At 65.1% G+C, this 14914-nt stretch carries 13 protein-coding genes; 6 read left to right on the forward strand and 7 right to left on the reverse strand.

Going from position 1 to position 14914, the window contains the following annotated elements:
• Positions 1-24: 24 nt before the first annotated feature.
• Positions 25-1530: a translocation/assembly module TamB domain-containing protein gene (locus tag PSAL_RS14245; protein ID WP_119839239.1), complete on the reverse strand. Its 1506-nt coding sequence runs from the start codon at positions 1528-1530 to the stop codon at positions 25-27.
• 238 nt (positions 1531-1768) lie between these two features.
• Here PSAL_RS14245 and PSAL_RS14250 point away from each other — a divergent pair, with 238 nt between their 5' ends.
• Entirely contained in the window at positions 1769-2524 is a 756-nt protein-coding gene (locus PSAL_RS14250; RefSeq protein WP_119839240.1) for an SDR family oxidoreductase, read from the forward strand.
• 22 nt (positions 2525-2546) lie between these two features.
• Complete coding sequence (locus PSAL_RS14255; RefSeq protein WP_119839241.1) at positions 2547-3722, forward strand: TIGR03862 family flavoprotein; 1176 nt, start codon at positions 2547-2549, stop codon at positions 3720-3722.
• 9 nt (positions 3723-3731) lie between these two features.
• Here PSAL_RS14255 and holA read toward each other — a convergent pair whose 3' ends face one another.
• From holA to leuS, 3 genes are read right to left on the reverse strand one after another with little or no spacing between them, the layout of a single operon-like run.
• Complete coding sequence (gene holA, locus PSAL_RS14260; RefSeq protein ID WP_119839242.1) at positions 3732-4760, reverse strand: DNA polymerase III subunit delta; 1029 nt, start codon at positions 4758-4760, stop codon at positions 3732-3734.
• Entirely contained in the window at positions 4757-5308 is a 552-nt protein-coding gene (gene lptE, locus PSAL_RS14265; RefSeq protein ID WP_119839243.1) for an LPS assembly lipoprotein LptE, read from the reverse strand. Before lptE ends, holA begins: the two co-directional genes overlap by 4 nt.
• Entirely contained in the window at positions 5295-7874 is a 2580-nt protein-coding gene (gene leuS / locus PSAL_RS14270; protein WP_119839244.1) for a leucine--tRNA ligase, read from the reverse strand. Before leuS ends, lptE begins: the two co-directional genes overlap by 14 nt.
• A 174-nt stretch (positions 7875-8048) precedes the next feature.
• On the opposite strand from leuS, the gene PSAL_RS14275 reads away from it, so the two are divergent.
• Positions 8049-9293 (forward strand): glycosyltransferase, encoded by a 1245-nt coding sequence (locus tag PSAL_RS14275; protein WP_119839245.1) that lies wholly within the window; start codon positions 8049-8051, stop codon positions 9291-9293.
• 76 nt (positions 9294-9369) lie between these two features.
• Here PSAL_RS14275 and PSAL_RS14280 read toward each other — a convergent pair whose 3' ends face one another.
• On the reverse strand, positions 9370-9876 hold the full coding sequence (locus tag PSAL_RS14280; RefSeq protein WP_119839246.1) for a DUF3576 domain-containing protein: 507 nt from the start codon (positions 9874-9876) through the stop codon (positions 9370-9372).
• A gap of 658 nt (positions 9877-10534) precedes the next feature.
• Here PSAL_RS14280 and PSAL_RS14285 point away from each other — a divergent pair.
• Together PSAL_RS14285 and PSAL_RS14290 are read left to right on the forward strand one after the other, a co-directional pair.
• On the forward strand, positions 10535-11407 hold the full coding sequence (locus PSAL_RS14285; RefSeq protein ID WP_147407627.1) for a porin: 873 nt from the start codon (positions 10535-10537) through the stop codon (positions 11405-11407).
• A gap of 150 nt (positions 11408-11557) precedes the next feature.
• A complete protein-coding gene (locus PSAL_RS14290) occupies positions 11558-12241 on the forward strand; it encodes a YggS family pyridoxal phosphate-dependent enzyme (protein ID WP_119839248.1) in 684 nt (227 codons plus the stop codon).
• On the opposite strand, the gene PSAL_RS14295 is transcribed toward PSAL_RS14290, so the two are convergent.
• Together PSAL_RS14295 and ribA are read right to left on the reverse strand one after the other, a co-directional pair.
• Positions 12238-12735, reverse strand: a complete 498-nt coding sequence (locus tag PSAL_RS14295; RefSeq protein WP_196222788.1) for a L,D-transpeptidase family protein — start codon at positions 12733-12735, stop codon at positions 12238-12240. The two genes, PSAL_RS14290 and PSAL_RS14295, sit on opposite strands and share 4 nt — an antisense overlap.
• The gene (gene ribA / locus PSAL_RS14300) at positions 12732-13823 is read right to left on the reverse strand and encodes a GTP cyclohydrolase II (RefSeq protein WP_119839249.1); all 1092 of its coding nucleotides are present in this window, start codon (positions 13821-13823) and stop codon (positions 12732-12734) included. Before ribA ends, PSAL_RS14295 begins: the two co-directional genes overlap by 4 nt.
• Before the next feature lie 207 nt (positions 13824-14030).
• Here ribA and PSAL_RS14305 point away from each other — a divergent pair, with 207 nt between their 5' ends.
• On the forward strand, positions 14031-14717 hold the full coding sequence (locus PSAL_RS14305) for a response regulator transcription factor (protein WP_119839250.1): 687 nt from the start codon (positions 14031-14033) through the stop codon (positions 14715-14717).
• Positions 14718-14914: the final 197 nt, after the last annotated feature.

Genomic DNA, 14914 nt, shown 5'->3' on the forward strand with positions numbered 1-14914 from the left:
CGGGCGGTTTGTCAGCGACGGGAATCAACGACCGGGGATCAGCGGGCTGCCGTTCACCGACAGGCTTTCGTCCAGACCCAGCCGCAGCCGGGTGCTGAGCACATCACGGCTGCCCTCCTGTTCCGCCAGCAGCGGCAGGTAAAGCGGCAGCGCCATCACCAGCGCCGGGGGCACAAGCCCGCTGTCGCCAAGCGCGTTCAGCAACGCCAGCAGGCCCTCGCCACGCAAATCGATGCTGCCTTCGGCGCGGGGCACCGGGCCAAAGCGACTGGGGTTGCCGGGATCAAGCTGCAGGGTACCCTGCCCGCTTAGGGCCGCCCCGGCGCCGGTCAGATTGAACGCTTCGATCCGCAGGGCGCTGGTCTGCCCGGCGCCGGTCAGCGGCAGGCTGGCGATGGCGACATCATCGGAGACGGCAAGCGCCTGTTTCGTGCCCGTGGCCGACAGGGCAAGCGACAGCGGATCGCGCGGCAAGCGCCCGGCGGGGTCGATCAGGGGCCAGGCCATCGCTGGCGGGGTCACATCGGCCAGCCGCAGGTCGAAGGAAAAGGGCGCCTCGGCCCCGGTCATCACCGTCGGGCCGGTACTCGCCAGCCGCGCCTCGTCCACCCGCCCGTTCAGGGGGGCGGTCAGGGCGTCGCTGCTCAGGGCAAAGGCGACGGCCCGGCTTGTAGCCAGAAAACTGGTCTGACCGTCCCCGCTGCGCAGATCCAGCGCGCCGCCGCCCGAGGCGGTCGACAGGTTACCGCTTCGCGTGCCGTCCAGGGTGGTCTGCATCTGGCCGCTGTCCCAGGTCAGGTGGGCGTCCCGTTCGGACCCCGGACCGGGTCGGGTGCTGCCGTCGGTTGCGATCCCTTCCAGCTTGCCCGACACGACGATGTCTTGCCCGCGGGCGGGGGCGGCATGGGTCATGTCGAAGCTCAGCGAGGTGGCCTGCGCGTTATGGGTCAGCCGGGCGGGGCTGTCCGCCTCGGGAAGCAAGGCGACCTGACCTTCGGGGGCTTCGGCGACAAGGCGGATTGCGCCCGGTTGCGTCTTTCCGCCCGCGATCAGGCTGTCGATGGTCAGGTTCAGCGCAGCGGCGGTGAAATCGCTCAGGATCTCGTCACTGCCACTCACCGAATGGCTGCGCATCACGAACTGGTCCTGCAGCAACCGGCCCTCGGCTCGCCAGGGCTTGTCTCCCCGGTCCAGATCGACGCTGAAAGGCGTCTCCGCCGGCAATTCGACCGAAACCAGCCCTCCGGCAAGCTGATGCAGTTCAATCCCGCGCAACTCGACCGCCAGGGTGTTGGCGCCGTCTGCGCCGGGAAGGGTCAGGGCCATGCGGTCCAGGATCACCGTGTCGCCGTCCTGCCGCAGGCGGGTGGTCACGGTGAAGCCCGCGTCCTGAAGGACCTCTTGCCATTGTCCCAACATGGCTTCGGGGGTCAGGGCGGCGGCGGGGCTGGCCAGGGCCAGCCCGAAGGACAGCATCATCGCGCCAAGGCGCAGGCCTCGGGCGGGGCGGCGGGGGCGTTTCGCTGGCATGTGGGACCTTGCTGAAGACCGGCCCGTTCCGGGCCATGGAGTTTCTCATGATGTGGGGGAGGCGCCGCCGCGGTCAAGCCGACACCGGCGTTTCCCCGCCGCCAGTGGCGGGCATGGGGCGCCGCCGCAGGGTTTGGCCGCGCATTTCGCGAAGCAGGGCGGCTGCCCACTGGACCCGCCGCCGGTGCTTCGTTAGCTCTGGGGCAACGCGCATCCCGCAAGGAGGGAGAGAGATCTCATGACCGACCTGACCGGCAAGACCGCCGTCATCACCGGGGCCAGCCGCGGCATCGGCGCCGCCACCGCCCGCATTTTTGCCGAAGCCGGGGCCAATGTCGCCCTGCTGGCCCGCAGCGATGATGAAATCGCCGAGCTTGCCGGCGAAATCGGCGCGCAGGCCGTGGCCATCCCCTGCGACGTGTCGCGGTTCTGGGAGGTCTCGGAAGCCTTCGAAAAGGTCCGCGCGGCCTTCGGCAGCCTCGACATCCTGATCAACAACGCCGGGGTGCTGAAACCCATCGCCCCACTGGCCGAAGCCGACCCCGAGGATTGGGGCAAGGTCATCGATATCAACGTGAAGGGCGTCTTCAACGGCATGCGTGCGGTGATCCCGGCCATGGCGGCGGCAGGCGGCGGCACGATCATCACGGTTAGTTCCGGCGCGGCGCATAACCCGCTGGAAGGCTGGTCGGCCTATTGCACGTCAAAGGCCGGGGCGGCGATGCTGACTCGCGCGGCGCATCTGGAAAACGTCGACAAGGGCCTGCGTATCATGGGCATGTCGCCGGGCACCGTCGCCACGCAGATGCAGCGCGACATCAAGGCCTCGGGCGTCAATGCGGTCAGCGAGCTGGACTGGGAAGACCACATTCCCCCCGAATGGCCCGCGAAACTGATGCTCTGGATGTGCGGGGCCGGCGCTGACGCCCATCTTGGCGAGGAACTGAGCATGCGCAGTGAAGAGCTGCGGCGCATCATCGGCGTGCAGGCGTGACCGGACGGGCGCGCGGCTAGGAATGGCGCAGGCGCTGGTCATCGGCGGCGGCCCGGCAGGGCTGATGGCGGCGGGGGCCCTGGCCCGTGGCGGCCATGCGGTGACGCTTGTCGAGCAGATGCCGACCATGGGGCGCAAGGTCCTGATGGCCGGGAAATCCGGCCTGAACCTGACCCGCGACGAGGATCTCGAAAGCTTCCTGTCTGCCTATGAAGAGGCCGCGCCGCAGTTGCGCCCCGCTTTGCAGGGCTTCGGCCCCGAAGCGGTGCAGGACTGGGCGCGTGATCTGGGCGAAACGCTGTTCACAGGCTCGACCGGGCGGGTGTTTCCGGTGGGCATGAAGGCATCGCCCTTGCTGCGGGCCTGGTTGACGCGCTTGGCGGGGCAGGGCGTCACCCTGCGCACACGCTGGCGCTGGACGGGTTGGGACGCCGCTGGCGCGGCCTGTTTCCAGACCCCGGAAGGCGTTCAATCCATCGCGGCAGAGGCCACGGTACTGGCCTGCGGCGGCGCAAGCTGGCCGCGTCTGGGCTCGGACGCGGCCTGGGCGGGTTGGCTGCCGGTGGTGCCCTTCCGCCCGGCGAACTGCGGTTTTCGGCGGCGCTGGTCCGACCACATGACCCCCCATTTCGGCGCGCCGATCAAGTCGGTGGCGCTGCGGGCCGGAAACCGGGTGACGCGCGGCGAATGCGTGCTGACCCGCGACGGCATCGAAGGCGGCGCAATATACACCCTGTCCCGCGCCCTGCGGGATGGCGCGCCGCTGCTGATCGACCTTGCCCCTGATCTGAGCGTGCAGGACATCGCCAGGCGTCTTGCGGCGGGGCGGCCCGGGGAAAGCCTGTCGAACCGCCTGCGCAAGGCGCTGAAACTGGACCCGGTGAAACGTGCGCTGATCAACGAACTGGCCCGACCGCTGCCGACCGACCCGCTGGCGCTGGCGGAAAGGGTCAAGGCGCTGCCCCTGCCACTGGAGGGTGCGCAGGACATGGCCCGCGCGATATCCACCGCCGGGGGGGTGCCCTTCGAGGCGCTGACCGAAGGGCTGATGCTGCGCGCCCGCCCCGGTGTCTTCGCCGCGGGTGAAATGCTGGATTGGGAGGCGCCGACGGGGGGCTACCTGCTGACCGCCTGCCTTGCGACCGGGCTTTGGGCCGGGCGTCATGCGGCAGAGTACCTTGACGGAACCGCGTCCTGAAATCAGCCCCTAGCGGGCGCGCCCCATCATCGCGAGGCGGATCAGCATCCGTTCCACCAGCGCCATGTCCGGGGCCGATTGCCCGGCCGAGCGCAGGGTCAGGTCGGTATCCGTCACCACCCCGAGCGCCTGTTCCAGCTTCGGCGCGCCCCAGCCCTGGGCCTGACGCAACAACTTGTCCCGGCGCGGTCCGAAGGCCGGCGGGCGCAGCCGCCCGATCCCTGCGCCCGCCCCGTCGGGATGCGCGGCGACAGCATACAGCGTCTTGAAATGCCGCAGCGTGGCGATGCAAAGCGCCACCGGCTGCACCCCTTGCGCCTTCAGCCGGCGCATCATCGGGCCGACCTGATCCGATCGTGCTTCGGCCACGTGGTCGATGATCTCGTCCAGCTCGGCCTCGGTCGAGGCGGGCGCGGACAGGGCGATCTCGGCCTCGGTCAGGGGGGTGGGGTCGTTGTACTTGTACAGCGCGATCTTCTCGATCGTCTGGCGGAAGTCGCCGGGGTCGAGGACCATCGCCAGGCTGGTCAGGGCGCGCAGGGCATCGGGGGGCAGACGGGTCAACCCGGCCTTGTTCAGCGCGGCCTCGATTTCCTCACGCGATGGCGGGTCGTCGTAGATGCCACAGGCATAGGCGCGGGGGTGGGCTTCGAACGCCTTGCGGATCTTCGAGGTGGGCTTCAGCTGCCCGGCGGCCACCACCAGATGTGCATCGCCCGGCTGCCAGTCGGCAAGTGCGGGCAGGATGTAATTCGCCTGCATCTCTGTCGCGCCTTCGACGAAGACGGCGCGCGGGCCGGGAAAGAAGCTTTGCGCACGCAGCGCGACGTTCAGTCCGTCGGGATCACGGCGCAGGTCGGTGGCCTGAAACCGCGAGATCCGCATCTCGGAATCGCCGTTGGGGCCGGTGAGGTTGGCGATGATCTCTTGCCGCCGGATCGCGATGCGCATGGCGTCGGGTCCGTACAGCAGGATGCCCGCGCGATCCGGGTCCGGTTTCGCCGCGTAGCGGGCAATGTCCTTGGAGGCCAGCTTCATTGGCCGGAAACCGGGGGCGCCCCCATTGCCGACTGGGAAACCGACTGGGTATGGAGCGCCATGTCCGCGGTCAGGCGGGCCACCAGCATGTCCGACAGGATCACCATCAGCCGTTCATGGGCATCCGATTGCGACGCCAGCGTGGCGACCGTTGTGCCGGTGGCGGAATAACCGGTGAAGGATTGCACCTTGCCCGACCCGATCTCTGTCGCGCTCTCGATCTGGGTCAGGGTGTAGGTCAGCGATCCCACCACGTTGAACCGCGTCGTGGTGTTGTCGCTGGTGACGGCCAGGCTTTCTTCTCCGACGCTCAATTGCAGCGTCAGGTCGTACAGCGGGGCCGTTACCCGGCCAAGCCGCTGTTCCAGTTCGCGCACAAGCACATAGCTGTCGTCACTGTCGGGCGCGGGAATCCGCGTCGTGTTCAGAAGCGGCAGCGTGCCGCCCCCGGGTCCGTAGCTGGGGGTAAAACCACAGGCTGCGAGGCCGCCAAGGGCCAGCCCCGAAGCCAAGGTTGCCAGAAAACTGCGCCGGTCAGATGACCACATTCACGATCCGCCCTGGGACAACGATAACCTTGCGTGGCTGGGCCCCGTCCAGCGTCCGCTTCACATTGTCGACTTCCAGCGCCAGCTTTTCAACCTCTGCCTTGTCCATGTCGGCGGGAACGGTGATTTCGCCGCGTCGCTTGCCGTTGACCTGGATCGGCATGGTGATGCTGTCCTCGACCAGCATGGCCTCGTCCGCGACTGGCCAGGGGGCCTGCGCAATCAGGCCCTCCCCGCCCAGCATCTGCCACATCTCTTCGGCCAGGTGCGGGGTCATGGGCGACATCAGCTGCGCCAGAACCTTCAGCGCCTGACGTTTGGCGTCCGAGCCGGCCCTGGATTTGGCAACGGTGTTGGTAAAGCCGTAGAGCTTGGCGATGGAGGCGTTGAAGCCGAAGCTTTCCACGCCAAGGGTCACGTCGCGGATCGCCTTGTGCATATCGCGCATCAGGGTGGTGTCGGCATCGCCATTCGCGGGGCTGTCACCCAGTTCGGCGGCAAGGCGCCAAACCCGCGCCAGGTGCTTGGCCGACGCTTCGGCGCCGGCGGCGGTCCATTCCACATCGCGCTCGGGGGGCGAATCGCTCAGCACGAACCAGCGCGCGGTATCGGCGCCGTACTGGTCGATGATGGAGACCGGGTCGACGACGTTGTTCTTGGATTTCGACATCTTGGCCGAGGGGATGATCTGCACCTCGGTGCCGTCCTCGAGGAAGCCCTTGCCGTCCTTCAGCGTCACCGCTTCGGGGTAATGATAGACCGGGCGGCCATTGGCGCCTTCGGTCTGGTAGATCGCATGGGTCACCATGCCCTGGGTGAACAGTGCGTCGAAGGGCTCGCTGGCGCTGTCGGGCAGGTGGCCGGTGATGTTCATCGCACGGGCAAAGAAACGCGAATAGAGCAGGTGCAGGATCGCGTGTTCGATACCGCCGATATATTGATCGACGTTCATCCAGTAGGCGGCTTCGGCCATATCGGTCGGGGTGTCGGCATGGGGCGCGGTGAAGCGCGCGAAATACCACGACGAATCGACGAAGGTGTCCATCGTGTCGGTTTCGCGCTGCGCATCCCCGCCGCAGGACGGGCAGGCGCAGTCGCGCCAGGTCGGGTGCCGGTCCAGCGGATTGCCCGGCACAGAGAAGTCGATCGGCTTGCCGCCTTCGTCGTAGGGCAACTGGATCGGCAGGTTCTCTTTCTTCTCGGGCACCACGCCGCATTTGGCGCAATGCACGACCGGAATCGGGCAGCCCCAGTAGCGTTGCCGCGACAGGCCCCAGTCGCGCAGACGGAACTTGGTCACGCCTTCGCCGATGCCCTTGGATTCGCAGAAGGCAATCGCGGCGTCGATGGCCTCGTTCCCGGTCATGACCTCATCGCCCGCGACCGGGCGGGTGAAGCGCACCTTGTCGGGTTTCGGCGGCACATAGGCACCGCGCGCGGGGTAATCGCCCTCGACCGGTTCAAAGACCGGTGTGATGGGCAGGTCGTATTTGGTGGCGAATTCCTGGTCGCGCTCGTCATGCGCCGGCACACCGAAGATCGCCCCGGTGCCATAGTCCATCAGGATAAAGTTCGCGATCCAGACCGGCAGTTTCCAGTCGGGATCAAGCGGATGGGTGACGGTCAGGCCAGTGTCGTAGCCCAGCTTTTCCGCGGTCTCGATGGCCTCTTCGGTGGTGCCGCCCTTGCGCGCTTCGACGCAGAAGGCCGCCAGCTTTTCGTCCTTGGCTTCCAGCGATTTGGCAAGGGGATGGTCCGGCGAAATGCCGACAAAGCTGGCCCCCATCAGGGTGTCGGGCCGGGTGGTATAGACCTCGATCTGCTCGAAACCCTCTGCCGGTTCGGTAAGATCCCATGCGAATTGCAGACCGCGCGATTTGCCGATCCAGTTGGCCTGCATCAGCTTGACCTTTGCCGGCCAGTTGTCGAGCCCGTCGAGCGCGCTCAGCAGATCGTCCGAGAAATCGGAGATCTTGAAGAACCACTGGGTCAGTTCCTTGCGTTCCACCAGCGCACCGGAGCGCCAGCCACGCCCGGCCTCGACCTGTTCGTTGGCCAGAACGGTCATGTCGACCGGATCCCAGTTCACCACGGCGTTCTTGCGATAGACCAGGCCCTTGTCGAGGAAGTCGAGGAACAGCGCCTGCTGCTGGCCATAGTATTCCGGGTCGCAGGTGGCGAACATCCGGCTCCAGTCCAGGCCGAAGCCAAGCGGCTTCATCTGCTCGACCATCGTGTCGATGTTGGAATAGGTCCAGTCCTTCGGATGACCGCCATTGGCCATCGCGGCGTTTTCCGCCGGCATGCCGAAGGCGTCGAAACCCATGGGGTGCAGTACGTTGTGCCCGGTGCTGAGCTTGTAGCGCGCGATCACGTCGCCCATCGTGTAGTTGCGCACATGCCCGATATGAATGCGCCCCGAAGGATAGGGGAACATCTCGAGCACGTAATACTTGGGCTTGCTGTCACCGGTCAGGTCCTTGCCGCGCGGGGCCTTGAAGACCAGGGCATCGTCCCAGGCTTTCTGCCACTTGGGTTCGATTTCGGCAGCGGAATAGCGCGACATGAAAGGGCCTTTCGGTGATGGGCGTCTCGGGGCGGGTTGATAGGGCGGCAGGGCGCGGGGGTCCAGCGATTTAAAGATTCGGGCTCAAAACGGCACGGGCGGGCCGGGATGGCAAAAGCACGGGTTCCCAACGCGACCGTGGGGGGTAATCTGCAGTCTAGCAGGAGGGCCCCCGTGAACATCCTATTCATCCACCAGAATTTTCCCGGCCAGTTCAGGCATCTTGCCGTGGCGCTGGCCGCGCGCGGCGACAGGGTCGTGGCGCTGACCCTGCGGGTGAAACAGGCGACCGACTGGCAGGGTGTGCGGATGCTGCCCTATCAGATCGCGCGCAAGGGGGGGCAGAAAGTGCATCCCTGGATGCTCGACCTGGACACCAAGGTGACGCGGGCCGAGGCCTGCTTTCGCGCCGCGCTCAAGTTGAAGGAGACGGGCTTTGTTCCCGATCTGATCGTGGCGCACCCGGGCTGGGGGGAATCGCTGTTTCTGCGCGATGTCTGGCCGCAGGCGCGCATCGGGCTGTATTGCGAGCTTTACCATCTGGCCGACTATCCGCACCTGGGCTTTGACCCCGAATTTCCGTCCCCCGATCCCCAAGGCGCGGCGCCGCGCCTTCGCCTGAAGAACCTGCACAACCACCTCAGCTTTGACGTGGCGCAGGCGGGGATCAGTCCGACCCAATTCCAGGCCGGGACCTTTCCGCAGGCGATGCGCGACCGGATTTCGGTGATTCACGACGGGATCGACACCGAGGCGCTGAAGCCTGATCCGGGGGCGCAATTCAGCCTGCCCTCGGGCCAGGTCCTGACCCGCGCGGACGAGGTGGTGACCTTCGTGAACCGCAACCTCGAACCCTATCGCGGCTATCACGTCTTCATGCGCGCGCTGCCGCGCCTGCTGCGGGATCGCCCCGGGGCACAGGTGCTGATCACCGGCGGGGACGGGTCGTCCTATGGTGCGCCGCCACCCCAGGGGCAGACCTGGAAGCAGATCTTACTTGATGAGGTCGCGCCCCAGATCCCGGAATCCGACATGGCGCGGGTGCATTTCCTGGGCCGCATTCCCTATGGAAATTTCCTGCAGATGCTTCAGGTGGCGCGGGTGCATGTATACCTGACCTACCCCTTCGTGCTCAGCTGGTCGCTGATGGAGGCCATGGCCTGCGAGGCCGCTATCGTCGCCTCGGACACCGAACCGGTGCGCGAGGTTCTGCGCGATGGGGAAACCGGGCGGCTGGTCGATTTCTTCGACGGCGCGGCGCTGGCCGATCAGGTCTGCAGCCTGCTGGAGGATGCCCCCACCCGCGCCCGGCTTGGCCGCGCCGCGCGCGAGGTCATCACCCAGGGGTATGATCTGAACCGGCATTGCCTGCCGCGGCAGCTGGACTGGGTGGACGCCGTGGCGGCGATGCCGCTGTGATCGGGGATGCGTGACACGAAAAAGCCGCCCCCGAAGGGCGGCTTTCCGTCTGTTCCCTGGTGGGGCGCTGGCGGTCTCAGCGGCCCCGGTCGGCCACCCGCAACTGGCGGGCGCGGGTCAGGATCGCGTCCTCGACGGCGCGTTGCGTGCCGGCATCGGCGGCGCGGCCCCCGCTGGTTTGCAGCGCCACGTTCAGCGACCGGGCTTCCAGTGCCGGATCCGAGATATAGACCGTCGCCCGATAGGACCGACCGCCGCCCGGAGGCGTGCCGTAGTCGGTGACGATGACGCCGGTAAAGGGATCAACCTCTTTGACGGGCAGGAAATCGAGCACTTCCAGCGAGGCGTTCCAAAGATAGCGGTTCACCGCGACCTTGGTGCCATCATCGCGCTGGCTGAAGATTTCCCAGACTGTGCTTTCCTCGGCGTAGGTCGACCCTTCGGTCCGACCGCCGGGCACATAGACATCGCCCGAAGCGTTACTGACCGGAACGCTCGTGGTTTGCGTGCCGGTTGATCCGCAGGCGCCGAGCGCGAGAAGGGCGATCCCGGCCGCCAGGCCGATAGCGCGAGTAGACGTCATGCCAAGCCTCATTTCCATAGGCACAAAGTGCCATGTGTCCACCCTGATCTAACGAAGCGGGCAAGGGGGGGCAAGGAACATTCCGGGTCCGGGCCTTCCTTGCAGCCGGCAAGACCGACATTGCCCGGACTGCGGACATCTCAGGGCTGTTGCGGGCTGCCGCGTTTCTCGCCGCGGGGGCGGGTCCGGGACCCCGAGGTGTTGCGGGCAGCGGTCGGGCCAATGCGCAGATATCTCTACATACTGTTAAGGGGACGCATAATGTGACCGCTGCCGGGTGTTCTGCGGGCAAATGGTCTGCGCGGTGTCTGGCGGTGCGCGGGACAAGGGGCGTCAGGCCCTGGTGCAGACGCGGTCAAGACCCTGATCAAGCGGGGTTTCCCGCCGAAAATGGGCTTTTCACCCTTCTCTCGCGTGGATTTCCGCCGAGCCGGCTTTCTGGCCATTGGCATTAACGGTTCTGAAATCTGCCACTGATCGCGACAGCATCACCGGGTCAGGGCGGCAGACTGTGGCAGAGTTGCACCAGCTTCGGACCCGCATTACCCCGCCCGATCCGGTTTACTTGCAATGATAAGGGGAAAAGAGCGAAAGACCTTGGCATACCCAAATCGGATTCCCCGTTTTGGGGCAGACTGAGAAAACCGAGGGAAACACGATGAAAAAAGTTCTCTTCGCAACGACCGCGCTGGTAATGACCGCCGGTGCTGCGTCCGCAGATATCGACCTGGTCGGCTTCGCCCGTTTCGGTGTCGTTTACAACGATGGTACCGAAGACTGGAACCTGACCAACCGGTTCCAACTTGACGTCATCGGCACCACTGAAGCCGACAACGGCATGGAATTCGGTGGTAAAGTCCGCATGCGGATCACCTCCGCTGGCGACTACATGAACGCCAACGGCACCACCACCAACGGCTTCAACGACCCGATGCTGTGGGTGTCCTCCGACGGTCTGACCCTGATGGTCGGCAACGTCGAGTACGCGCTCGACAACATGCCCGGTCTGGCAATGCCCTCCCCCGGTCTGCTCGGCCTCGAGTTCATCTCGCCGGCTATCAGCATCCCCGGCTACGGCTCCAACGCCATCAACGGTTCCGATGCCGTTGCTATGACCTACGAAATGGATGCCTTCGCAGCGCATCTGTCGTATGACCCGGTCTACGAAGGCACCGACATGTATGTCGCGTACACCTTCTCGGGCTACACCTTCGCTCTGGGTTACCAAGACGCATACGCTTACTCCACCGAGTGGGCTGCTGCTGTCTCCGGCGACATCGCCAACATCGGCTTCAACGCTTCCTACGCCGACAACGGCTCGGACGGTGATGCATACGGTGTCGGCTTCGACTACGACATCAACTCCGCTCTGAACGTTTCGGGCTTCGTTGCATACGTTGACGCTCTGGACGACGCCAACTACGGCGTTGGCTTCGCTTACGACCTGGGCGGCGGCGCTGCTCTGAAGGGTTCCGTCGGCTACCTGATCGAATACACCGTTGCTGACTTCGGTGTGACCTTCAACTTCTGATCCCAGAAGCTGAATGTTGCGATCCAGGGGGCAGGTCTTCGGACCTGCCCCTTTTCGTTTGCCGCCTCTTTCCTGGGGTCGCAGCCCGAGGTGCCCCTTTCCTTTCCGGCTGCATTGATGTTCCTTGGCCGCGCTTGCAAAGAGGGTGCCATGACCACAACCAGCCTTGAAACCAGCCCCGACCAGACGCCGCTTGATCAGATCCGGTCGCGCATCGCCGCCGCCTGCGCCGAGGCCGGGCGAAGCCCCGACGACGTAACGCTGATCGCCGTATCCAAGCTGCAACCAGAAGACCGCGTGCGCGCTGTCCTGAAGCAGGGCCAGCGGATCTTTGGTGAGAACCGCGTGCAGGAAGCGGCCGGCAAGTGGCCCGCCTACCGCGATGAATTTCCCGGAATTTCCCTGCATATCCTCGGCCCACTGCAAAGCAACAAGGTCCGTCAGGCCATGGAACTGGCCGAGGTCATCCATTCCGTCGATCGCCCCAAGATTGCCCAGACCATCGCGCGTATCGCGGACGAGATCGGCACCTGTCCGGAGCTTTTCCTGCAGATCAATACCGGCGAGGAACCGCAGAAAGCGGGCGTTCTGCCAGCCGAAGCCGATGCCTTCGTCGCCGAATGCCGCGACCTGTCCCTGCCGGTGAAGGGGTTGATGTGCATTCCCCCTGCCGACGAAGAAGCCAGCCTGCATTTCGCCCTTCTGGCAAAGATCGCCGCCCGCAACGGGCTTGCCGGGCTTTCGATGGGCATGTCGGGGGATTTCGAAAAGGCCGTGTCCTTCGGCGCGACCCATGTCCGCGTCGGCTCGGCCATCTTTGGCGCGCGCGGTTAGGCCGGGCGGGGCGCGACCTCGATCACGTCACCGGGGCGCAAATGGCGGATCAGTCTGTGCAGATGATCGCGGCGCAGCGCGATGCAGCCTTCTGTCGGAAACCCCGGGCGACGCCATTGGTGCAGGAAAATCGCCGATCCGGCCCCCGGTCGGGCGTTCGGCCAGTTCCAGTCCAGCACTATGACCATGTCGTACAGTGGATCGGCACGGCGCAGTCTTTCGTGGCTCGCGGCGAAGGGCGCGCGACAATGCTGGTTATACGCCCCGTGATCTGGCGCGTCGCACCACAGGTCCGAAGGCCCGATCGGCCGCGCCCATGGAACTGGCCGGGCCAGACGATCGGGGCGATACCAAAGCTGGGCCACCCGGTGTCGTCCAACCGGCGTCGCCCCGTCCCCTTCGCATTTGTCCGGATGGATCCCGCCGCGCCCGATACTGCAGGGCAGTGTCACGCATCCGGTACGCAGGCCCATCGGTGTCAGGCGCAGCCTCATAGAAGGTGCCCGGATTTCTTGGCCTTGGTGGCAAGATAGGCCTTGTTGAAAGGATTTTCACCGACCTTCAGCGGGACCCGTTCGACAACCGCGACGCCTTCTTTTTCCATCATCGCGATCTTTGCCGGGTTGTTGGTCAGCAGCCGCACCTGACTGAAGCCCAGCCGTTGAAGCAATTCCGCGCCAAGGCGGAAATCGCGTTCGTCATCTTCGAAGCCAAGGCGATGGTTCGCCTCGACCGTGTCAAAGCCTTGATCTTGCAGGGAATAGGCCCGCATCTTGTTGGCCAGACCGATGCCGCGCCCTTCCTGATTGAGGTAAAGCAGGATGCCCGCGCCTTCCGATCCCATCTGGGTCAGGGCGCCATGTAGTTGGGGGCCGCAATCGCATTTCAGGCTGCCCAGAACATCGCCGGTGAAACAGGCCGAATGCAACCGCGCCAAAACGGGCTTGTCCCGCGCGGGGCGGCCAATCTCGACCGCATAATGTTCCTCACCGCCGTCTGCTGGGCGAAACACATGCAGGCGCCCGGCTTCGGACACCGCCAGGGGCAGGCGGGCCGAAACCACCGCATTCATCGGGCTGGCAAGGTCCAGTTGCGCCGCGGTATGCACGGCGGGCAGCAGGGTCAGGTTGTGATCACGGGCAAAACTGGCGGGATCCCCAAGCTCCGCCAGGATGGCGGCGGGCAGGATTCGGGCGGATTTCGCCAGCTTCAAAGCGATGCGATGCAGGTCGGCCGACCCGTCGCGCAGGGCGGTCAACGGGCCTTTCATCGGGTGGCGCAGATCATCTGCCGGATCGGCCAGCGCGCCGACCCATTCCGGTGTGGCCCCGGGTGGAACCGGCAGGCGGGCCAGGTCACCGTCATAAGGCCGCGCCTTAAGCGTCTCGGCCCGGCGCGCAGTGATCGCCAGCACCGGTTGGCCCGGCAAGGCCATGAGATCGCGCAACCGCGCGGGGCGCAGCGTTTCCGCAGCCAGCACCAACGCCCCGTGGCCGCCGCCTTGCAGCACCACTGGCAAGCCCATGCGCAGATCGGTGCGGGCGCGGGCAATAAGTTCGGCGACCTCGGGAAGAAGGCTCATGCGGTAATTCCGTTTCGGACCGGGATCGACCCGGTTCCGGGCAGGGCCGGACGGGTGCGGGTTTCAGGCGCCTACCAATAGCCGGATGGTGGGGGATTTGAAACAATTCCCGTTTCTCCAACACGAGAGCGTGAGAGCCTGTAGCAAAACTTGTCGTGGCGGCAAGGCAGGCGCATGTGCGCTTGACGGGCATAGGAGACCGGAAATATGGCGCAATTGAAAAAGATCCTGCTTGTCGATGATGATGACGACCTGCGCGAGGCGCTGAGCGAGCAGCTTGTCATGACCGAGGATTTCGATGTCTTCGAGGCCGGCAGTGGCAGCGATGCGATGCAGAAGGTGAAGGAGGGGCTGTTCGATCTGTTGATTCTGGACGTCGGTCTGCCAGATACCGACGGGCGCGAACTATGCCGGTTGATGCGCAAACAGGGGGTGAAAAGCCCGGTATTGATGCTGACGGGGCACGATACCGATGCGGATACGATCCTTGGGCTGGATTCTGGGGCGAATGACTACGTCACCAAGCCATTCAAGTTTCCGGTCCTGCTCGCTCGGATCCGGGCGCAATTGCGTCAGCATGAGCAAAGCGAGGACGCGGTGTTCCAGCTTGGCCCCTACAGCTTTCGCCCTGCAATGAAGCTGCTGGTCACGGAGGATGAGCGCAAGATCCGCCTGACCGAGAAAGAGACAAATATCCTGAAGTACCTTTACCGATCCGCCGATGGCGTGGTGGCCCGGGATGTCCTGCTGCACGAGGTATGGGGGTATAATGCGGGGGTCACGACCCATACGCTGGAAACCCATATCTATCGCCTGCGTCAGAAGATCGAGCCTGATCCATCCAACGCCCGCCTGCTTGTGACCGAGTCCGGAGGGTACCGTCTGGTCGCCTAGCGTATTCCCTGCTTTCCGTGGTCGTCGGAAAAATGTATGTTGATAGCATGTTCCTTGGAACAAAACCGAACATATCCGGGTTAGATATGTACCTCCCTGTTGGACTGCCCGGGCTTATGGCCCGGGCTTTTTTCTTTTCCTACAGTTGGTTAAGGTGAATTCCCGTAAAATTAAAACAGACTCTCCCATCTTCGGCA

It is taken from the genome of Pseudooceanicola algae (genome assembly GCF_003590145.2).
GTDB classification, from domain to species: domain Bacteria; phylum Pseudomonadota; class Alphaproteobacteria; order Rhodobacterales; family Rhodobacteraceae; genus Pseudooceanicola; species Pseudooceanicola algae.